Source organism: Brevundimonas sp. KM4 (genome assembly GCF_000964075.1).
Classification (GTDB): Bacteria; Pseudomonadota; Alphaproteobacteria; order Caulobacterales; family Caulobacteraceae; genus Brevundimonas; species Brevundimonas huaxiensis.
In genome coordinates this window covers 111,586-131,856 of record NZ_JZRG01000018.1, presented here as the reverse complement: position 1 = coordinate 131,856, position 20,271 = coordinate 111,586, and the positions used below count along the sequence as shown (strand labels likewise).

20 protein-coding genes and 3 tRNA genes are annotated in these 20,271 nt (G+C 65.5%); 16 read left to right on the top strand and 7 right to left on the bottom strand.

The window, feature by feature from the left end:
* Positions 1 to 55: 55 nt before the first annotated feature.
* From VH88_RS10685 to VH88_RS16610, 3 genes are read right to left on the bottom strand one after another with little or no spacing between them, the layout of a single operon-like run.
* Positions 56 to 250 carry a hypothetical protein gene (locus tag VH88_RS10685; protein ID WP_045811234.1) on the bottom strand — a complete coding sequence of 65 codons (195 nt, stop codon included), beginning with the start codon at positions 248 to 250 and terminating at the stop codon, positions 56 to 58.
* Positions 247 to 456: a hypothetical protein gene (locus VH88_RS10680; protein ID WP_156146803.1), complete on the bottom strand. Its 210-nt coding sequence runs from the start codon at positions 454 to 456 to the stop codon at positions 247 to 249. Before VH88_RS10680 ends, VH88_RS10685 begins: the two co-directional genes overlap by 4 nt.
* Positions 453 to 581, bottom strand: a complete 129-nt coding sequence (locus VH88_RS16610; RefSeq protein WP_255360426.1) for a hypothetical protein — start codon at positions 579 to 581, stop codon at positions 453 to 455. Before VH88_RS16610 ends, VH88_RS10680 begins: the two co-directional genes overlap by 4 nt.
* Positions 582 to 862: 281 nt before the next feature.
* Here VH88_RS16610 and lon point away from each other — a divergent pair, with 281 nt between their 5' ends.
* From lon to VH88_RS10665, 3 genes are all read left to right on the top strand, one after another.
* Positions 863 to 3,259 carry an endopeptidase La gene (lon, locus tag VH88_RS10675; RefSeq protein ID WP_045811232.1) on the top strand — a complete coding sequence of 799 codons (2,397 nt, stop codon included), beginning with the start codon at positions 863 to 865 and terminating at the stop codon, positions 3,257 to 3,259.
* A 104-nt stretch (positions 3,260 to 3,363) separates the two neighbouring features.
* Positions 3,364 to 3,639: an HU family DNA-binding protein gene (locus tag VH88_RS10670; RefSeq protein WP_017504003.1), complete on the top strand. Its 276-nt coding sequence runs from the start codon at positions 3,364 to 3,366 to the stop codon at positions 3,637 to 3,639.
* Positions 3,640 to 3,673: 34 nt separating this feature from the next.
* Positions 3,674 to 3,750 (top strand) — tRNA-Val (locus VH88_RS10665).
* A 58-nt stretch (positions 3,751 to 3,808) separates the two neighbouring features.
* Here the strand turns inward: VH88_RS10665 and VH88_RS10660 are convergent.
* Positions 3,809 to 7,102, bottom strand: a complete 3,294-nt coding sequence (locus tag VH88_RS10660) for an autotransporter outer membrane beta-barrel domain-containing protein (RefSeq protein WP_045811231.1) — start codon at positions 7,100 to 7,102, stop codon at positions 3,809 to 3,811.
* Positions 7,103 to 7,414: 312 nt separating this feature from the next.
* On the opposite strand from VH88_RS10660, the gene VH88_RS10655 reads away from it, so the two are divergent.
* Positions 7,415 to 8,665, top strand: a complete 1,251-nt coding sequence (locus tag VH88_RS10655; protein WP_082064460.1) for a glycosyltransferase — start codon at positions 7,415 to 7,417, stop codon at positions 8,663 to 8,665.
* Positions 8,666 to 8,751: 86 nt separating this feature from the next.
* Here the strand turns inward: VH88_RS10655 and VH88_RS10650 are convergent.
* The 3 genes from VH88_RS10650 to VH88_RS10640 form a co-directional block, all read right to left on the bottom strand.
* Positions 8,752 to 8,828: transfer RNA gene (locus VH88_RS10650), tRNA-Asp, on the bottom strand.
* 80 nt (positions 8,829 to 8,908) lie between these two features.
* Positions 8,909 to 8,985 (bottom strand) — tRNA-Asp (locus VH88_RS10645).
* Between the two features lie 95 nt (positions 8,986 to 9,080).
* Positions 9,081 to 10,712, bottom strand: coding sequence for an AbgT family transporter (locus VH88_RS10640; protein ID WP_045811230.1), 1,632 nt, complete (start codon positions 10,710 to 10,712; stop codon positions 9,081 to 9,083).
* A gap of 205 nt (positions 10,713 to 10,917) precedes the next feature.
* Here VH88_RS10640 and VH88_RS10635 point away from each other — a divergent pair, with 205 nt between their 5' ends.
* The 12 genes from VH88_RS10635 to nuoI all read left to right on the top strand — a co-directional run bounded on the left by VH88_RS10635 (position 10,918) and on the right by nuoI (position 20,231).
* Positions 10,918 to 11,295 carry an NADH-quinone oxidoreductase subunit A gene (locus tag VH88_RS10635; protein WP_045811229.1) on the top strand — a complete coding sequence of 126 codons (378 nt, stop codon included), beginning with the start codon at positions 10,918 to 10,920 and terminating at the stop codon, positions 11,293 to 11,295.
* The gene (locus VH88_RS10630; protein ID WP_087119131.1) at positions 11,265 to 11,894 is read left to right on the top strand and encodes an NADH-quinone oxidoreductase subunit B family protein; all 630 of its coding nucleotides are present in this window, start codon (positions 11,265 to 11,267) and stop codon (positions 11,892 to 11,894) included. Before VH88_RS10635 ends, VH88_RS10630 begins: the two co-directional genes overlap by 31 nt.
* Positions 11,891 to 12,520, top strand: coding sequence for an NADH-quinone oxidoreductase subunit C (locus tag VH88_RS10625; RefSeq protein WP_045811228.1), 630 nt, complete (start codon positions 11,891 to 11,893; stop codon positions 12,518 to 12,520). Before VH88_RS10630 ends, VH88_RS10625 begins: the two co-directional genes overlap by 4 nt.
* An 86-nt stretch (positions 12,521 to 12,606) precedes the next feature.
* Entirely contained in the window at positions 12,607 to 13,785 is a 1,179-nt protein-coding gene (locus VH88_RS10620) for an NADH-quinone oxidoreductase subunit D (protein ID WP_156146807.1), read from the top strand.
* Positions 13,782 to 14,459: an NADH-quinone oxidoreductase subunit NuoE gene (gene nuoE / locus VH88_RS10615; RefSeq protein WP_045811227.1), complete on the top strand. Its 678-nt coding sequence runs from the start codon at positions 13,782 to 13,784 to the stop codon at positions 14,457 to 14,459. Before VH88_RS10620 ends, nuoE begins: the two co-directional genes overlap by 4 nt.
* Positions 14,459 to 14,722: a hypothetical protein gene (locus VH88_RS10610; RefSeq protein WP_017503994.1), complete on the top strand. Its 264-nt coding sequence runs from the start codon at positions 14,459 to 14,461 to the stop codon at positions 14,720 to 14,722. Before nuoE ends, VH88_RS10610 begins: the two co-directional genes overlap by 1 nt.
* 5 nt (positions 14,723 to 14,727) lie before the next feature.
* Positions 14,728 to 16,041, top strand: a complete 1,314-nt coding sequence (nuoF, locus tag VH88_RS10605; RefSeq protein ID WP_045811226.1) for an NADH-quinone oxidoreductase subunit NuoF — start codon at positions 14,728 to 14,730, stop codon at positions 16,039 to 16,041.
* A 2-nt stretch (positions 16,042 to 16,043) separates the two neighbouring features.
* Positions 16,044 to 16,439: a hypothetical protein gene (locus tag VH88_RS10600; protein WP_045811225.1), complete on the top strand. Its 396-nt coding sequence runs from the start codon at positions 16,044 to 16,046 to the stop codon at positions 16,437 to 16,439.
* The gene (gene nuoG / locus VH88_RS10595; RefSeq protein ID WP_045811224.1) at positions 16,439 to 18,484 is read left to right on the top strand and encodes an NADH-quinone oxidoreductase subunit NuoG; all 2,046 of its coding nucleotides are present in this window, start codon (positions 16,439 to 16,441) and stop codon (positions 18,482 to 18,484) included. The genes VH88_RS10600 and nuoG overlap by 1 nt, the downstream gene beginning before the upstream one ends.
* 3 nt (positions 18,485 to 18,487) lie before the next feature.
* A complete protein-coding gene (nuoH, locus tag VH88_RS10590) occupies positions 18,488 to 19,561 on the top strand; it encodes an NADH-quinone oxidoreductase subunit NuoH (RefSeq protein WP_039247406.1) in 1,074 nt (357 codons plus the stop codon).
* Positions 19,561 to 19,740, top strand: a complete 180-nt coding sequence (locus VH88_RS10585) for a hypothetical protein (protein ID WP_045811223.1) — start codon at positions 19,561 to 19,563, stop codon at positions 19,738 to 19,740. The genes nuoH and VH88_RS10585 overlap by 1 nt, the downstream gene beginning before the upstream one ends.
* On the top strand, positions 19,740 to 20,231 hold the full coding sequence (gene nuoI / locus VH88_RS10580) for an NADH-quinone oxidoreductase subunit NuoI (RefSeq protein WP_017503987.1): 492 nt from the start codon (positions 19,740 to 19,742) through the stop codon (positions 20,229 to 20,231). Before VH88_RS10585 ends, nuoI begins: the two co-directional genes overlap by 1 nt.
* The last annotated feature ends 40 nt before the right edge of the window (positions 20,232 to 20,271 follow it).

Here is a 20,271-nt window from a genome sequence, read left to right as displayed (position 1 = left end):
GAAATGACGAAGGCCGGAGCGATCTCGCTCCGGCCTTTTTCTTGATCTGGGGCGATCAGGCAGGTTCGGCCAGCATCAGGACATGGCCCGGATGGGCGTCGGCCTCTGCCTTGGCGCATCGGACGGCGCTTCTGGCGTCGGTGAAGACGCCTTCGAACAGGCCGTCGCTTGAGGTGATGCGCCAGCGATCGCCGACAGGCTGGATCGTCAGGACTTCGAAGGCGGGTGGCGAGGCAAGGGTCGTAATCATTGGGTTTGGCGATGTTGGTCGCGGTTCAGGCGGTCGGCCTCGGCCTGAAGTCGGGCGGCGAGACGTTCGGCCGAGATGCGATCGGGCAGGGGGCGGGTGCAGGCGTTGTTGATCGCTACGGCCCAACCGCTGGCGCGAGGCACGACACGATAGCGTCGGGGAGGGGCTGCGCGTATCACGCCGCCCTCGACATGGCCCTGCATCATCGCGCACGGCCCTTGCGGATCGGGGCGCCGAACAGGGCGCCGATGAAGATCATCGCCATCTGTAAGGTTGTCTGTGCCGGAGCGGGACGTTTCAGGGTCTCGGCCAGCAGGTGGGAACGGCTCATGGTCATCTCCTTGGAGCGGCAGAAGACGCCCGATCCCCGTAAAGCGGCCATGTCGAAAGCGCCGCCGGGCGTAATGCGGACCTAAGGCGACGCGATCGGAAGGGCTTGTGGCCACGCAGATGTGGGCCGTTCCGCGGTCACGCTTGAACCGCGGGTCTTTCAAACCACATACTCATCCGAACGCCGTCGGAATCGACGGGCCGTCATGCGCCGGTCGGGCCTCTTGCCCGGCGGACCCTGGCGGCGGGCCGGAGATGATCAATGGCCCAGGAGTACGCATCATGACTGAACCAAAAATCCTGCCCGTCCTGCCGCTGAGAGACATCGTCGTCTTCCCGCACATGGTCGTGCCGCTCTTCGTCGGACGCGAGAAGTCGGTGAAGGCGCTGGACGAGATCATGAAGGGCGAAAAGCAGATCCTGCTGGCGACCCAGAAGAACAGCGTCGACGACGATCCGTCGCCGGACGCCATCTATCCCGTCGGCGTGCTGGCCTCGGTGCTGCAACTGCTGAAACTGCCCGACGGCACGGTCAAGGTGCTGGTCGAGGGTAAGGGTCGTGCACGCCTGACCCGCTTCACCGACCGTGAGGAGTATTTCGAGGCCGAGGCCGTCGAGATCGAGGACGAAGCCGGCGATGCCTCGCAAGCCGAGGCCATGCTGCGCGCCGTGGTCGAGCAGTTCGAAAACTATGTGAAGCTGAACAAGAAGGTCCCGCCCGAGGCCCTTAGCTCCATCCCCCAAATCACCGACGCCTCCAAGCTGGCGGACTCGGTCGCCGCTCATCTGTCGGTCAAGATCGCCGACAAGCAGGGCCTGCTGGAAACCTTCGATGTGCCCAAGCGGCTGGAGAAGGTCTATGGGCTGATGGAAGGCGAGATTTCGGTCCTTCAGGTCGAGAAGAAGATCCGCTCGCGCGTGAAGCGCCAGATGGAGAAGACCCAGCGCGAGTATTATCTGAACGAGCAGATGAAGGCGATCCAGCGCGAGCTGGGCGAGACCGACGACGCGCGCGACGAGATCATGGACCTGGAGAAGCGCATTCGTAAGACGCGCCTGTCCAAGGAAGCGCGGACCAAGGCCGAGGCCGAGGTCAAAAAGCTGCGCAACATGAGCCCCATGTCGGCGGAATCGACCGTCGTGCGCAACTATCTCGACTGGCTGCTGTCCGTGCCGTGGGGCAAGGCCAAGCAGAAGCCGATCGACCTGGTCAAGGCCGAGGACATCCTGGAAGAGGATCACTTCGGTCTGGAGAAGGTCAAGGAGCGGATCATCGAGTATCTGGCGGTCCAGGCCCGCACCGGCAGCCTGAAAGGCCCGATCCTGTGCCTGGTCGGCCCTCCTGGCGTCGGCAAGACCTCGCTGGCCAAATCCATCGCCAAGGCGACGGGGCGTGAATACGTCCGCATGTCGCTGGGCGGCGTGCGCGACGAGAGCGAGATCCGCGGCCACCGCCGGACCTATATCGGCTCCATGCCCGGCAAGATCATTCAGTCGATGAAGAAGGCCAAGACGACCAACGCCTTCGTCCTGCTGGACGAGATCGACAAGCTGGGATCGGACTGGCGCGGCGATCCGTCGTCGGCCCTGCTGGAGGTGCTGGATCCGGCCCAGAACTCGACCTTTGGCGACCACTATCTGGAGGTGGACTACGACCTGTCCCAGGTGATGTTCGTGACGACCGCGAACAGCCTGAACATGCCGCAGCCGCTGATGGACCGGATGGAGATCATCCGGGTCTCGGGCTATACCGAGGATGAGAAGGTCGAGATCGCCAAGCGCCACGTCCTGCCCAAGCAGTTGGCGGACCACGGCCTGAAGGACGGCGAACTGATCGTGCCGGAAGACACGATCCGCGACCTGATCCGCTATTACACCCGCGAGGCTGGCGTGCGCTCACTGGAGCGGGCGTTGGGCGGTCTGGCGCGCAAGGCCGTGCGCGAGATGGCCAAGACGGGCGCCAAGTCGATCACGGTCGATGAGGCTAAGCTGTCCGACTATGCGGGGGTGAAGAAGTTCCGCTACGGCGAGACGGATGAGGAGGATCAGGTCGGCATCGTCACCGGTCTGGCCTGGACCGAGTTCGGCGGCGACATCCTGACCATCGAGGCGATCAAGATGCCGGGTCGCGGGCGCATGACCGTGACCGGCAATCTGAAGGACGTGATGAAGGAGTCGATCTCGGCTGCGGCGTCCTATGTGCGGTCGCGCGCCCTGGCCTTCGGCGTCAAGCCCCCGGTGTTCGAGAAGACCGACATCCACGTCCACGTGCCGGACGGCGCGACGCCCAAGGATGGCCCGTCCGCCGGCGTGGCCATGACCGTGGCGATGGTCTCGGTTCTCACCGGCATTCCGATCCGCAAGGATATCGCCATGACCGGCGAGATCACCCTGCGCGGCCGGGTCACTGCTATCGGCGGTCTGAAGGAGAAGCTGCTCGCGGCCCTGCGCTCCGGCGTCAAGACGGTGCTGATCCCGCAGGAGAACGAGAAGGATCTCGCCGACGTGCCGGACAATGTGAAGTCGGCGCTGGAGATCGTGCCGATCTCCACGGCGGACGAGGCGCTGAAGTGGGCGCTTGTCGGCACCCTGACGCCGGTGGAGTGGGACGAGGCGGCCGAACCGCTGCCGGCCCCGGTCGCGGCTCCGGAAGGACCGGCGGCGGCAGTCAGCCACTAACGCCGAGTTGAACAGCGAGCGCCGCCGGTGATCCCACCGGCGGCGTTTTCGTTTTTGACGCAACCGCCGATCTGTCCTTTAGTGATTCGTTCTGGAGGGGACGAATGACCAAGGCGGAACTGATCGGCCGGATGGCCAGCGCGGCGAACATCAGCCGCGACCAGGCGAAGACGGCGCTGGAGGCGTTTACGGACGGCGTGACCGAGTCGCTGACGCGGGGCGCGGATGTGAAGCTGATCGGTTTCGGCAGTTTCGTCGCCGTGGATCGCAAGGCCGGCGTCGCGCGCAATCCGCAGACCGGTGCGGCGGTCGCGCGCCCGGCCTCGCGCACCGCGCGCTTTCGCCCGGGCGAAGGTTTGAAAAGCGCCTTGAACGGTTGAGGCGCGACGGGCATAAGCCCGTCTCTGCCCTTGGGGGCGGCTAGCTCAGCTGGTCAGAGCATCTCGTTTACACCGAGAGGGTCGGCGGTTCGAACCCGTCGCCGCCTACCAAACAAAAAGGCCGCCGGATCGCTCCGGCGGCCTTTCGTTTGTCTGGATCGGGCTGCGATCAGAAGCGGAAGCTGGCCCGCAGCAGCAGCGAGTAGCGGACGTAGTCTTCCAGCAGCTCGGCGTCGCCGGTCAGCGACAGCATGCCCAGTTCGTTGCCGAAGTTCAGGCGGAAGCCCAGGATCGGCCCGCCGCCTTCGATGGCGTCCGGCGACAGGATGAAGTCCGGGCCGCCGCTGGCGAAGCGGGCGATGGTTTCGCCGGCGTCGACCGAGATGTTCTGACGATAGCCGACGCGCAGTTCCGGACGGATCCAGCCGTTGCGGCCGAAGCCGTAGCCGACGTTCATCGCCGCCACCGCCGAGAAGATGTGGCTGTCGCGCGAATCGATGTCGAGATCGAAGCCGTCGCCGCCGCCCTTCTCGCTGCGCGAGCCTTCCGACAGGCTGAAATACTCGCCGTAGATTTCGGGGCGGATGTTCAGACGGCCGAAGTTGCGCTCATACGAGGCGCCGCCGGCGACCGCCGCCGTCCAGCCATGCCAGTCGGACTTGTTGTTCAGATAGACGCCGGTGGCGACCAGCGAGCGATCGGCGCTGAAGGAGGCGTAGCCCCCCGCCGCACGGGCCCAGGTCGTCCAGTACTGACCCTGAGCGCGCCAGTAGAGGCCCAGTTCCAGCAGGTTCGCGGACAGGACCTCTTCGGCCTCGGCCTCGGGATCCTTGATGTCGGACGAGGTGAAGGCGGCCGAGATGCCGACGGCGCCTAGGCTGGTGCCCTTTTCGACGCCACCGGCGACGCCGAAGCCTTCCGAGCGGAAACCGTAGGAGTCGGTCTTATCCTTGTCGGCGTAGAAGTTGATCTCCTGGACCCAGGCGCTGGTTTCACCCGGCGCAGCGGCGGCGTTGCGGCCGGTCAGCGCGCGGGTGACCGCATCGACGCCGGCCGACAGCGACATCAGCGGCCCGCCGGAGTGGTCGGGCAGCATCTGCTCGTAGGCGTCGATGAAGCCGTCGCGCGACGTCTGCGACAGGAACAGGTTGCGCAGGGCTTCATTGGATCCCAGCGCGCCATAGACGGCGTCGTAGGCGGACGCCTCGACCGGGATCAGACCGGCCTCGGAAGCCGTGCGGCGACGCGCGTCGACGTAGACGGTGTTGCCGGCCACGCCGCCTTGCACGACGTACAGATACGGCGAGTTGTCCGACAGCAGGGTCTGATTGATTTGGCCGACATTCAGCGTGCCGGCCGTGATGACGTTGAACCGTTCGGGCTGATCGATCAGCGACGAGAAGCGGACGCCCAGGGTGGAGCCTGTCGCCAGGGTCGCATTGCCGCTGACGTTGAAGCCGCCGGCGCGGTCGTTGGCGGGGTCAAGATTGACCAGCAATGTCCCCTCGGCGCCGATGTTCAGGTTGGAGATCGCCGTGGCGCCGGTCTGGGTCGCGGCCAGGGTGCCCTTAGATACATTGATGTCCAGCAAACCGTCACTGTTGGCGATGGCGCCGGTCACAACCCCGCCGCCGCTGATGTTCAGCCGGTCGGCGCCGGCGCCGAAATCGATGTCGCCGTTGACGACGCCGTTTTCGATATTGAGCGTGTCGGCGCCCGAGCCCAGCTTGATCGCGCCGACGATAGCCGGTTCGTTCGCGTCCGGCACACCGTCCTTGTCCGTATCCGTCGCCGTGCTGTCGGCAGCGGCGGGAATGCCGTACTGCCGCAGGGTGACGCCGGTCGTGTTGGCCGAGACGTCGATGGCGGTCACCTTGCCGGTGACAGGATTTGTATCGTCGGTGTTAGGGGTGAGCGAGCCGATGATCGAACCGGCGTTGTTCAGCTGGGTCAGGCTGCCGGACTGGTCACGAATAACGGTGGCCGAACCCTGATTGCCGCCGAAAGAGGCGACGAGATTGCCCGTGTTGGTCAGGGAGCTGACGTTGGCGCCTGCACCAATCAGAATGCCGGTCGCGCTCTGGGTCTGCTTGCCCGAAGCGACGGCCTGAATGGCGCCCGAGTTGTTGATCGTCGGAGCGGTCACGCCCGAGCCGATCCAGAGACCTGTGGCGTTGGCGTCGACGGCGGTCGATGAGATGCCGCCCTCGTTGCGCACGCCGCCGACAACGTTGACGGCCTGGCCGCCGGTCACGCCGAGTTGCACGGCGCGCGACTCCACGCCGGAATAGAGGCCGGAGCCGACAATGGTGCCGCGGTTGATCAGACCATAGGCCGCATCGCCTGTTCCGACAGCGCCGAGGGTCACGGTGTTCGTCGTCGAGCCGATCAGCAGCGCAGGCGCGCCGCCCAGCGACGTGATGGAGGCGGCTGTCTCGCTGGCGTCGGGAATGCCGTCGCCGTCGCGATCAGAGTCATCACGGTTCTTGACGCCGTCGCCGTCATCGTCCTCGTCGCCGTTCTTGACGCCGTCCTTATCGTCGTCGCCCTCGATCCCGGCCTCGGAATAGGCGAGCGCCTTGTCCAGCAGCACGCCGCCGGCGACATTGGCGCCGACGCGCACGGCCGGTCCACCTTGCAGCAGATCGTCTGCATCGAGTTCGTCGAGGAACAGAGTCGTCGCGTTGTCGAAGGTGCCGGTCGTCGGACGCGCGGGCGGCGGGGTGGTGTAGCGATAGCCGGTGGCCACCACGGAGGAATGGATCTTGAGCGCCCCGCCGACATCGCCTTCGATGGAAACGCCCGTTGCATTGGCGCCCAGCGCCGAGATGGAGCCGGCGAGATCGACATTGCCGGAAATCGGTCCTGTGGTGCGGATGGCGGCGCTGTCGTTGCCGGTCACACGGACCGTGCCCAGGCTCTGGAGCTTGCCGTTCAGGGCGGATTCGACGGACAGACCGTAGGAATTGTTGCCCTCGACCGCGATCGCGCCCGTGCCCTCGACCAGGATGTTGCCGGTGAAGGGCGAGGCGCCGGTGACCCGCACGCCGTAGCGGCCGGTTCCGGTGGCGAACGGGCCGTCAAGATCGCCGTCGCCGTCGGTGTCCTTGATGTCGGCAGCTTCCAGCGTGTCGTTGACGGTGATGGAACCGCCGACGATCACCGAACCGCTGTTGCCGCCATTGACCAGAAGACCCGTCGAGCCGTCGGCCGACTTGTCCATCGTGATGGAGCCGCCGCTGTCCAGATCGACCGTGTTGTTGCTGTTCAGGGTCACCGCCGCGCCCGAGGCGACGGCGACGCTGCCGCCGCTGGCGATGCGGATGCTGTCGGCGGCCGTGCCCGTCGCATTGGACGTCTGGATCGGCGTGGTCCGGGCGTTCGAGATGACGATCTCTGCCTGGGATCCGGTGGCGACCATCAAGGGAGCGATCGCCACGGCGGTCGCGAGCAAAATACGCATTCGGTAGAAACCCCTGGTGGTCACGCGTCACGTTACGGGAGACCCCTTAGCAGGGTCCGCGCCAGCGTTCCAAGTTTATCGAATTTGAGGCGAATGCAAGGCCGTGGTGGTCCTGAGGCGATCCTGTAAGTCGACCCGCGTTCGCTCGTGGATGCCTCAGAGACCGAATGCGGAGGAAATCGCGACGGCGCGCACTTGAGCTTTGCCGCGCCCGGGTCTACGGGCGTCGAACGGTCCTAAAGGCCGCGTCCCGTGGACGCATCCATCGAACCCCTCCGGCGTTCGACAGCCCAGACCAGGCGAGAACACTCCATGAGCATGACAGACCTCGACGTCCAGGAAAGCGAACTCCGACTGATTCCGGGGCTGGACGTGGAAGTCGCCGATACGCTGCGGGCCTTAAAGGCGGCGGCGATGGACGAGCGGCCCCGGCTGGTGGACACCACGATGCTTTATGCGCCGCGCTCGGGCGGGGTGAAGCGCTATATCCTGTCCAAGAAGGCGTGGATCGAGGCCAATCGGCCGGGGATCAGTCACTCGCTGATCGTGCCCGGCGCGCGTCACAAGGCGAGAGCCGACGGCATCGTGCAGCTGCGGGCGACCAAGCTGCCGTTCGGCGACGGCTATCGCTGGCCCAGTTCGGTGAAGCGCTGGAGCGCCTGGGTGGCGGCCATGAAGCCGTCGATCATCGAGGCCGGAGATCCTTACACACCGGGGCAGGGGGCTTTGGAGGCCGGTCAGCGGGTCGGATGCCCGGTCGTCGGTTTCTGCCACTCTGATCCGGCCGGGCTGGCGGCGCTGCATTTCGGCGAGTGGGCCAAAAAGCCGGTGGAGAAGCGCTGGGCGAAGCTGTTTTCACAGTTCGACCGGGTTGTGTCGCCCAGTCGCTTTATCGCGCGGCGCCTGGAAGAGGCCGGTGTGAACAACATCGTCATCCGGCCTCTCGGCGTGGAGATCGACACCTTCCGTCCGGACCGTCGTGACCGGCAGTGGCTGCTGAAACAGCTGGGTCTGGGCGAGGACGCGCGCCTGCTGTGCTTCGCCGGTCGTCCGGCCAAGGAGAAGAACGTCGACGTGCTGATCGAGGCGGTCCAGAAGCTGGGTGCGCCCTATCATCTGGTTCTGGTCGGCGCAGGGGCGGGGATGCCCGAGGAAGATCGCGTCATCTCCATGCCTTATGAAAGCGATCCCAAGGCGGTAGCAAAGATCATCGCCAGCTGCGACGCCTTCGTACACGCCAATGACAAGGAGCCGTTCGGGCTGATCGTGCTGGAGGCCATGGCCTGCGGACGGCCCGTGGTCGGGGTCAATGCGGGCGGCGTCGCCGAGACGGTCGACGAGAGCGTGGGGCAACTGGCCGCCAGCGCGGACGCCGACGATTACGCCCAGGCGGTTGAGGCCCTGTTCGCGCGCGATATCGAAGCGATCGGTCGAGCGGCGCGCGAAAAGGCGGTCAACCAATTCGCCTGGAATCGCGTCTTCGAAGACCTTTGCATGGTCTATGGCGAGCTGACGGGCGAAGCGGCGTTCGTGAACCCGGATATGGCACTGCCGCTGCACTGAGGCGGCCAGGGCTTTGATCCGTTCGAATGGCGCGTCTTGCGAAAACGGGAGCGCGCCACTTCTTTTATCGATGTCTTGAAAAGAAGTGGCGCGAGTGACGGGGCTCGAACCCGCGACCTCCGGCGTGACAGGCCGGCACTCTAACCAACTGAGCTACACCCGCGTATCAGGTCGAAACTTTTGAGCTGTTTCGAAAGCTTTTTGGGAAGGCGGTGTGCGCCACTCTTCTATTTCTAGAAAGAGTGGCGCGAGTGACGGGGCTCGAACCCGCGACCTCCGGCGTGACAGGCCGGCACTCTAACCAACTGAGCTACACCCGCGTTCCCGGCCGAAGCGGCTGTGCGCCCCGGCGAGGGGCGTCGTTTAGGCGGGCTGACACATCGCGTCAAGCGACCTTTTCGGAGAAACGCGCCCCTCAACGCGACGGGGCTGTGGACGGTGTGACGATCGCCGCCTGGGGCGGGCTGTGCGGGCCCGCTACGCCGCCGTCCGCAGGCTCATGGGCCGCCACGGCGGGAGGCGGCGGCTCGTAATGGACGCCGACGCCCGGCCCCAGCGGCAGGTCGAAGGCGACCCAGGCCGCGACCATGGCCAGACCGGCGACCAGGAAGGCCCCGGCATAGGGGAGCATCGTCGCCATCAGGGATCCGAGGCCGAATCGCGGATCCCAGCGCTGGGCGAAGGTCAGGATCAGCGGGAAGTAGCTCATCAACGGCGTGGCGATGTTGGTGACGGAATCCCCCATGCGATAGGCGGCGGTCGTCATCTCTGGTGAAATGCCCAGCAGCATGAACATCGGCACCACGATGGGCGCCAGGGCCGACCACTTGGCCGAGGCCGAGCCGATGAACAGGTCGAAGAAGCACGAGACGAAGACCACGCAGATCAATAGCAGAGGGGCGGGTAGGGCCAGGGTCTTGAGACCCGCCGCCGCATTGACCGCCAGGATCGGCCCCAGCCCCGACCAGTTGAACATGGCCACGAAGTGCGCGGCGAAAAAGGCCAGCACGATATAGGGCGCCAACTGGGCGATGCCGTCGCGCATCATCGTGACCATGTCGCGGTGCGACTGGATCGTGCCGGCTCCGGCGCCGTATGCCCCGCCGGTGACGAAGAAGGTGATGGCGAAGAAGGCGACCAGGGACTTGTAGAGCGGATTGAACTTCTGCTCCGGGTCCACTTCGGGATCGACGAACGGCGAGCCCGGTATGAAGGTCAGCAGGGCCCAGAGCGCGATCATGCCCAGAAGCGCCAGGCCGGCGAACTTCAGGCCGCGCTTCTCGGAGGCGGTCAGGGGCTGTTTTTCCGAAGCGTTCGGGGCGGCGACCCCCTCTGACGGCTTCCAGACGCCGAGGCGCGGCTCGATCACCCGGTCGGTCAGAAACCAGACGATGGGGGTGAAGACGAAGACGACGCCGACGATAAAGAACCAGTTGCCCGCGATGTTCACGGAATAGGACGGATCGATCAGGCGGGCGGCCGGCTCGGTGATGCCCAGGATCAGGGCGTCGCTGGCGCCGGGAAACAGGTTGCCGGCGTATCCGCCCGACACGGCGGCGAAGCCCGCGGCCAGACCCGCCAGCGGATGGCGGCCCGCAGCGGCGAAGATGACGGCCGCCAGCGGGATGACCACGACATAGGAGGCGTCCGACGCGTGGTGGGACACCATGCCGGTGATCACGACGACGGGTGTCAGTATGGAACGCGGGGCGTTCAGCAGGGCGCCGCGAATGGCGGTCGCGAACATCCCGGTGCGTTCGGCGACCGAAGCGCCATATATGATGGTGATGACGATGCCGAGAGGCGGGAAGTCCGCCAGGGTGCGCGGCATGCCGATGATCAACTGTTCCAGATTCTCGGCCGACAGCAGGCTCTTGGCGACCAGTTGATCGCCGGTGACCGGATTGACGGCCGACCAGCCCAGGCCGGCGCCGACCATGCTGAGCACGATCAGACCGCCGATCAGCCACAGGAACAGGAAGACGGGATCGGGCAGTCGATTGCCGATCCGCTCGACAGCGTTCAGGGCGCGGCTGGCTAGGCTCATTCGGATGACTTTCGGTTACGCGATCGGCCCGCCAATAGGCCTTTGCAGCCCTGCGACGCGCAAGCGTCGGCCCTGCGACATATGGCGCGCAAAGTTGCGAGCCATTCTCAATGAAAATCCAATGGTCGCAGGGGTTTGAACGGCGGCGGTCTTGGGTCTAAGAAGCGCCGAATCCCGCCTCTCCCCGGCGGACGAGGTTCTTCGAATGAACGCATTCCTTCTAGAATATCTTCCGGTCCTGGTCTTCGCCGGCGTAGCCGCCTTCATCGGCTTTCTTTTCATCGTCCTGCCGCTGCTGCTGGCGCCGAAGAGCCCCGATAGCGAGAAGCTGTCGGCCTATGAGTGCGGCTTCAACGCCTTCGACGATGCCCGGATGAAGTTCGACATCCGCTTCTATCTGGTGTCGATCCTGTTCATCATCTTCGACCTGGAAGTCGCCTTCCTGTTCCCGTGGGCGGTGTCGATGTTCGATCTGTCGCACGCCGGCATGGTCTTCGCCTTCTGGTCGATGATGGTCTTCCTGGGCGTGCTGACCATCGGCTTCATCTACGAATGGAAGAAGGGAGCCCTGGAATGGGAGTAGTCGCCGCTTCCAAGCCCGCGGGCCTGGTGTCCGCATCGGGCGCGCCGCTGGTGCCGGCCGGCGCCGGCGCGCGTTCGACCGTCGAGGGTTATGACCCCAAGGTCCACGACAAGTTCTTCGAGGCCGTGAACATGGAGCTCGGCGAGCGCGGCTATCTGGTCGCCGCTGCCGACGACGTCATCAACTGGGCCCGCACGGGCTCGCTAATGTGGATGACGTTCGGCCTGGCCTGCTGCGCGGTCGAGATGATCCAGATGTCGATGCCGCGCTTCGACGTCGAACGCTTCGGCATGGCGCCGCGCGCCAGCCCGCGCCAGTCGGACCTGATGATCGTCGCCGGCACCCTGACCAACAAGATGGCCCCGGCCATCCGCAAGGTCTACGACCAAATGCCCGATCCGCGCTATGTCGTGTCGATGGGCAGCTGCGCCAACGGCGGCGGCTACTACCACTATAGTTACAGCGTCGTTCGCGGTTGCGACCGCGTTGTGCCGGTGGACGTCTATGTGCCCGGCTGCCCGCCGACGGCCGAGGCGCTGCTTTACGGCCTGCTGCAACTGCAGAAGAAGATCCGTCGCACGGGGACCATCGACCGATGACCTCTCTGGCTGTTCAAGCGCAACACGAAGCGGCCCTGACGCCGCTGGGCGCCGAGATGGTCGGCGCGCTGAGCGTCGAGGCCCAGGTCGCGTTCGGCGAACTGACGCTGGTCGCGCCGCGCGAGCGGATCGTCGAGGTGCTGACGACCCTGCGCGATCAATTCGGCTTCCAGCAGCTGCTCGACCTGTGCGGCGTGGACTATCCGGATCGCAAGGAGCGGTTCGAGGTGGTCTATCACCTGCTGTCGATGACGCGGAACGCGCGCCTGCGGGTCAAGGTCTCGACCGACGAGACCCAGCCGGTGCCTTCGGTCATCTCGGCCTATCCGGCCGCCAACTGGTTCGAGCGTGAAGCCTACGACATGTACGGCATGCTGTTCTCGGGGCACCCGGACATGCGTCGCCTGCTGACGGACTATGGTTTCGAAGGCCATCCGCTGCGCAAGGACTTCCCGATGACGGGCTATGTCGAGGTCCGCTATGACGAGGAACAGCGCCGCGTGGTCTATGAGCCGGTCAAGCTGACCCAAGAGTTCCGCACCTTCGATTTCCTGTCGCCCTGGGAGGGCGCCGAATACCCCGCGCCGGTCCTGCCCGGCGACGAGAAGGCGGGAGGCCAGGCGTAATGGCTGACGGAAACCCCACTCTGCCGCCGCTGGGCGTCGATGTGTTCGAGGACGATCTCGACACGCGCACCGCCCATGCGCGCGAGATGGAAGACCGCAAGTTCACCATCAACTTCGGCCCGCAACACCCGGCCGCACACGGCGTGCTGCGCCTGGTGCTGGAGCTGGACGGCGAGATCGTCGAGCGCGTCGATCCGCACATCGGCCTGCTGCACCGCGGCACCGAAAAGCTGATGGAGGCCCGCACCTACCTTCAGAACGTGCCGTATCTGGACCGGTTGGACTACGTCTCGCCGATGAACCAGGAGCACGCCTTCTGCCTGGCCATCGAGAAGCTGCTGGGCATCGAGGTTCCGTACCGGGCGCAGCTGATCCGCGTCCTGTACTCGGAGATCGGCCGCATCCTGTCGCACATGCTGAACGTGACGACCCAGGCCATGGACGTCGGCGCCCTGACGCCGCCGCTCTGGGGCTTTGAGGAACGCGAAAAGCTGATGGTGTTCTACGAGCGCGCTTGCGGCGCCCGTCTGCACGCCAACTATTTCCGTCCCGGCGGCGTCCACCAAGACCTGCCGATGGACTTGATCGACGACATCGGCCGCTGGTGCCACGAGTTCCCGCCGGCGCTGAAAGACATCGAAAGCCTGGTCACCGAGAACCGCATCTTCAAACAGCGCAACGTCGACATCGGCGTGGTGTCCAAGCAGGAAGCCCTGGAATGGGGCTTCAGCGGCGTGATGCTGCGCGGCTCGAACATCGCCTGGGACCTGCGCAAGTCGCAGCCCTATGAGTGCTATGCCGAGCTCGACTTCGACGTGGTCGTCGGCAAGAACGGCGACTGCTGGGACCGCTATCTGGTGCGCATCGAGGAGATGAAGCAGTCGGTGCGGATCATGGAGCAGTGCATCCACAAGCTGCGCAACTGCCCCGGCGAGCCGGTGATGGTCGAGGACAACAAGATCGTCCCGCCGCGCCGTGGCGAGATGAAGCGCTCGATGGAGTCGCTGATCCACCACTTCAAGCTCTACACCGAAGGCTTCAAGACGCCTGAGGGCGAGGTCTATGCCGCGGTCGAGGCGCCCAAGGGCGAGTTCGGCATCTATCTGGTGTCGGACGGTACCAACAAACCCTATCGCGTGAAGATCTCGGCGCCGGGCTTCCGCTCGCTGCAGGCGATGGACTGGATGAACCGCGGCCACCAGCTGGCCGACGTGTCCGCCATCCTGGGCTCGCTCGACATCGTTTTCGGAGAAGTGGACCGATGAGCGTTCGTCGTCTCGCCAAGGAACAGCCGGCCTCGTTCGCCTTCTCGGCCGATACGACGGCCAAGGCCGAATGGTGGATTAAGAAGTATCCGGAAGGGCGTCGTCAGTCGGCGGTTCTCCCGATCCTGTGGCTGGTGCAAAAGCAGGAAGGCTGGGTGTCCGAACCCGCCATCCGCGCGATCGCCGAACTGCTGGATATGGCCTACATCCGGGTGCTGGAGGTCGCGACCTTCTACACCATGTTCATGCTTGAGCCGGTCGGCAAGACGGCGCTGATCCAGGTGTGCGGCACCACGCCGTGCATGCTGCGCGGCGCCAATGAGCTGATGCGCGTCTGCAAAGAGAAGATCGGCCCCAAGGATCATCTGTCCGCAGACGGCCGCTTCACCTGGCAGGAGGTCGAGTGCCTGGGCGCCTGCTCCAACGCGCCGATGGCCCAGATCAACGACTATTATTTCGAGGACCTGACGCCCGAGACGATCGGCCAGATCATCGACGACTTCGCCGCCGGCAAGACGCCCGAGCCGGGTTCCTACATCGGTCGCACCAATGCAGCGCCGGAAGGCGGGCCGAAGACTCTGCTCGATGCGACGCTGTATGACGGCTCGGCCGCCAAGCCGATCAAGAAGCTGCCGAACAGCGACCCCGCGCCGGTCGAGAAGGCGCCGGCCTGATGTCGCCGCCGGATCTGAACACCGAAGAGGGCCGCGCAGCCTACCGCAAGGAACTGCGCAACGTCGGGCGTCCGCTGCGCGCGGGCGGCCTGGCCATGGTCGTCGGCGCGGCCGTTCTGATCCTGATCTCGCGTCAGGGTGCAGTTGGGCCGTGGGCGGTCAATCTCTCCTACTTCATGCTGGCGGCGGGCTGGGTGATGGTCATCGCGGCCATCTGGATGCGCACGCGCCACCACAAGCGCCGTCTGGCGGAAGGACTCTGAGGGCCATGGTCGGCATTCTCGAAGACAAGGATCGCATCTTCACCAACCTGTACGGCTTCCACGACTGGACGCTGGACGGGGCAAAGAACCGCGGCGCCTGGAACGCCACCAAGGACATGCTGGACCTTGGCCGCGACTGGATCATCAACAACGTCAAGGCCTCAGGTCTGCGCGGCCGGGGCGGCGCGGGCTTCTCGACCGGCCTGAAATGGTCGTTCATGCCCAAGGAAGTGAAGGATCGTCCTCACTACCTGGTCATCAACGCCGACGAATCCGAGCCCGCGACCTGCAAGGACCGCGAGATCATGCGCCATGATCCGCACCTGCTGATCGAAGGCGCGCTGATCGCCAGCTTCGCGATGCAGGCCCATGCCTGTTACATCTATCTGCGCGGCGAATACGTGCTGGAGCGCGAGCGGATGGAAGCCGCCGTCAAGCAGGCCTATGAGGCCAAGCTGATCGGCGACGGCAACGTCCACGGCTGGGACTTCAACGTCTATATTCACCACGGCGCCGGCGCCTACATCTGCGGCGAAGAGACGGCCCTGCTGGAATCGCTGGAAGGCAAGAAGGGTCAGCCCCGCCTGAAGCCGCCGTTCCCGGCCGGTGCGGGCCTTTACGGCTGCCCGACCACGGTGAACAACGTCGAGTCGATCGCCGTGGTCGGCACGATCCTGCGTCGCGGCGCCGACTGGTTCGCCAGCTTCGGCCGTCCGAACAACACCGGCACCAAGCTGATGTCGCTGTCCGGCCACGTGAACACGCCCTGCGTGGTCGAAGAGGCCATGTCGATCCCGCTGCGTCAGCTTATCGAGGATCACGGCGGCGGCGTGCGTGGCGGCTGGAGCAATCTGAAGGCCATCATCCCGGGCGGCGCGTCCTGCCCGGTGATCACGCGCGAACAGGCCGAGACGGTCCTGATGGACTTCGATTCCATGCGCGAGGTTCGCTCGTCGCTGGGCACCGCCGGCGTGACGGTGATGGACGAATCCACCGACATCGTGAAGGCGATCGCCCGCATCAGCTACTTCTTCAAGCACGAGAGCTGCGGCCAGTGCACGCCGTGCCGCGAAGGCACCGGCTGGATGTGGCGCGTGCTGGAGCGGATGGCCGTGGGCGAGGCCGATCCGTCGGAAATCGACCTGCTGCTGGACGTCGCCGGACAGGTCGAGGGGCACACCATCTGCGCCCTGGGCGACGCCGCCGCCTGGCCGGTTCAGGGCCTGATCCGTCACTTCCGTCACGAGATCGAAGAGCGGATCGCCAACTATCGCAGCCGCCGCGCGAACTTCGCCGGCCACACGATCGCGGCGGAGTAGAGATGCGCCTCGCCGTCGCCCTGTTGCTGACGCTTCCGATCCTCGCCGCTTGCGGCGAGGGGGGAAGGGTCGCGCCCGAAGCCCCGTCAGCGCCCGAGGCGGCGTCGGCCGAGGCTGCGCCGGTCGCGGCTCAAGCGGCTTCGGCGGCTCCGGCGAACCTCGAAGCGGCGTGCCGCGACGTGGTGAACCGCATGTATGGCCAGGAAGGCGACGCCGTCGCCTTCACCGCCACCGGCGAACGCACGGCCCAGGTGTCGTGGCGCGCGCCGGTCGATGGCGGCAGGCTGGAATTCGAATGCCGGGCGCAAGCCGACGGTGCGGGCCTGTTCCGCGACGGTCAGCCGATGTCCGTGGATGTACAAATGGCGGTTCCCGCCGCCGAGCAAGAGGCCCGCTGATGCCTATCGCCAAGGTCAACGGCGTCGAAACCGAGTTCGAGCCCGGCATGACCGTGCTCCAGGTCGCCGAACGCGCCGGACAAGAGATTCCGCGCTTCTGCTATCACGAGCGCCTGTCCATCGCCGGCAACTGCCGCATGTGCCTGGTCGAGGTGAAGCCTGGACCGCCGAAGCCGCAGGCTTCGTGCGCGCTTCCGGCCGCCGACGGCCAGGAAATCTTCACCGACACGCCGATGGTCAAAAAGGCCCGCGAAGGGGTGATGGAGTTCCTGCTCATCAACCACCCGCTGGATTGCCCGATCTGCGACCAGGGCGGCGAGTGCGACCTGCAGGACCAGTCGGTCGGCTACGGCCGCGACGGTTCGCGCTATTCGGAGAACAAGCGCGCGGTCGAAGAAAAGGCGATGGGTCCGACCATCAAGACCTTCATGACGCGCTGCATCCAATGCACGCGCTGCGTCCGCTTCATCACCGAAGTCGCCGGCGTGCCGGACATCGGCATGATCTCGCGCGGCGAGGACGCCGAGATCACGACCTATCTGGAGAAGTCGGTCGCCTCGGAACTGTCGGGCAATGTCAACGACCTGTGCCCGGTCGGCGCCCTGACGCACCGCCCGTGGCAGTACCACTATCGTCCGTGGGAACTGAAGAAGACCGAGACCATCGACGTCATGGACGCCCTGGGCTCTAACATCCGCGCCGACTATCGCGGGTCCGAGGTCATGCGCGTGCTGCCGCGCGTCAATGAGGGCATCAACGAGGAGTGGCTGTCGGACAAGAGCCGCTACGTCGTCGACGGCCTGACCGCGCGTCGTCTGGACCGTCCGTGGATCCGCGAGAACGGCAAGCTGCGCGCCGCCTCGTGGAATGAGGCGCTGGACGCCGTCGCCGCCAAGCTGAAGGCCGCACCGGCCGACCGTATCGGCGTCATCGCCGGCGATCTGCAGGACGCCGAGTCGATGAAGGCGACGCTGGACCTGTTCCGCGCCCTGGGGTCGAACAACACCGACTGCCGCCAGGACGGGGCCGCCGTGGGTTATGGCCCGCGTGAAGGATGGCTGTTCAACTCCGGCCTGGAAGGCATTGAAAAGGCTGACGCCGTTCTGATCGTCGGCGCCAATCCGCGCACCGAGGCGCCGCTGCTGAACGCCCGCCTGCGCAAGACCTGGCTGAAGGGCGATGTGGAGATCGGTCTGATCGGCGAACAGGCCGACCTGACGTTCGACTACGCCTATCTGGGCGCAGGCACGCAGACCCTGGCCAAGCTTCCGAAATCGGCGCTAGACTTCCTGACCAAGGCCGAGCGTCCGGCGATCATCGTCGGCTCCGGCGCGCTGGGCGGGGAGGGCGGTCCGGCCGTCCTGAACGCGCTCGGCGCCCTGGCCAAGAAGGTCGGGGTCGTCGCTGACGGCTGGAACGGCTTCAACGTCCTACACCACGCCGCGTCGCGCGTCGCCGGTCTGGACATGGGCTTCGTGCCGGCTGAGGGCGGCCTGACCGTCGCCGAGATGCTGAAGCCGGATGCGCTTGACGTTCTGTTCCTGCTGGGCGCCGACGAGGTCGATCCGACCGGTTCGAACGCCTTCCGCGTCTATCTGGGCAGCCACGGCGACCGCGGCGCGCACGGCGCCGACGTGATCCTGCCGGGCGCGGCCTATACCGAGAAGGCCGGCCTGTACGTCAACACCGAGGGCCGGGTGCAGATGGCCGAACGCGTCGTCTTCCCCAAGGGCGAGGCCAAGGAAGACTGGGCCATCATCCGCGCCCTGTCGGCGCGCGTCGATCAGACCCTGCCTTACGACACGCTGGAGCAACTGCGCGCCAAGCTGATGGGCGATCATCCGACCTTCGGCCGGATCGACTATCTGCCCGCGCCGGCGACGTTCGACGTGGCGGCCCTGGGCGCCAAGGGCGATCTGGGCGACCGCGCCTTCGTCTCGGTCGTGACCGACCCGTATCTTTCGAATCCGATAGCGCGCGCCAGCGCGACGATGGCCGAGCTGTCCGCCCTGCGGACCCAGCCGGTCGCAATGGCGGCGGAGTAAGCCATGGACCCCGTTTCCTTCTGGGCCACGCCTCTGGGCTGGACGCTGATCACGGTCGGCCAGGTCCTGCTGATCACGGTCGGCGTGCTGATCGCCGTCGCTTTCCTGCTGCTGGCCGACCGCAAGGTCTGGGCCGGGGTGCAGATGCGCAAGGGTCCGAACGTCGTCGGTCCCTTCGGCCTGCTTCAATCCTTCGCCGACATGATCAAGTTCGTGCTGAAGGAGGTCGTGATCCCGGCCGGCGCGGACAAGGCGGTCTTCATCATCGCCCCGATCATCACCGTGATCCTGGCCTTCATGGCCTGGGCGGTCATTCCGTTCGCGCCCGGTTGGGTCGTGTCGGACCTGAATGTCGGCATCCTGTACATCTTCGCCGTGTCGTCGCTGGGCGTTTACGGCATCATCATGGGCGGCTGGGCTTCGAACTCGAAGTATCCGTTCCTAGGTTCGCTGCGTTCCGCGGCGCAGATGGTGTCGTATGAAGTCTCGCTCGGCCTGATCATCATCAATGTGATCCTGCTGGCCGGCACCATGAACCTGTCGGCGATCGTCGACAGCCAGAAGGGCATGTTCTGGAACTGGTACGGCTTCGGCGGCGGCGCCGACACCTGGCCGCTGGTGGTGATCCTGTTCCCGATGTCGATCATCTTCTTCATCTCGGCCCTGGCCGAAACCAACCGCCCGCCGTTCGACCTGCCCGAGGCCGAGTCCGAACTGGTCGCCGGTTATCAGGTCGAATACAGCTCGACGCCGTATCTGCTGTTCATGATGGGCGAGTACGTCAACATCGTCTTCATGTCCGCGATGATCAGCCTGCTGTTCTTCGGCGGCTGGAACCCCGGCGTGCCGCAGGCGTGGATGGATGGGCTGCCGGCCTGGATCGCCTATACGATCTATCTGCTGACATTCATGGCCAAGACGGTCTTCTGGTTCATCATGATCTCGATGGTGAAGGCCTTCGTGCCGCGCTATCGCTATGACCAACTGATGCGTCTGGGCTGGAAGATTTTCCTGCCGACGTCGCTGGTCGCGGTCGTGATCGTTTCCGCTTGGCGCGTCTTCGTGGTGGGGTCGTGATGCGCGGCCCTATCATCGGCCTCGGTCTTGTGGCGATGACCGCCGCCTGCGCGCCCGACCCGTCGCGCATGCCCGAGTCGAGCTATCAATGGCAGCAGCGCCAGGATCGCATTGAACAGGACTGGCGCGCCAGCCAGACCGCCCCCAAGACGACGCCCGCCCCCAAGGATAAGCCCTGATGTTCACCCGTATCGTCCAAGCGACCAAGGGCGCGATGATGCTGGACGTCATCGGCGCCATCGGTCTGTCGCTGAAATATATGGCCCGTCCCAAGATGACGGTGAACTATCCCTTCGAGCGCAATCCGCAGTCGCCGCGCTTCCGTGGCGAGCACGCGTTGCGTCGCTATGCGAACGGCGAGGAACGCTGCATCGCCTGCAAGCTGTGCGAAGCCATCTGCCCCGCCCAGGCCATCACCATCGAGGCCGAGCCGCGCGCCGATGGCAGCCGCCGCACGACCCGCTACGACATCGACATGGTCAAGTGCATCTATTGTGGCCTGTGCCAGGAGGCCTGCCCGGTGGACGCCATCGTGGAAGGGCCGAACTCGGAGTTCGCCGTCGAGACGCGCGAAGAGCTGCTCTACGACAAGCAACGCCTGCTCGATAACGGCGACCGCTGGGAACGGCAGATCGCCAAGAATCTGGAACTCGACGCGCCTTACCGCTAAGGCGCATCTCGCTAAACGGGTCGGCGATTCCTGAATGGGG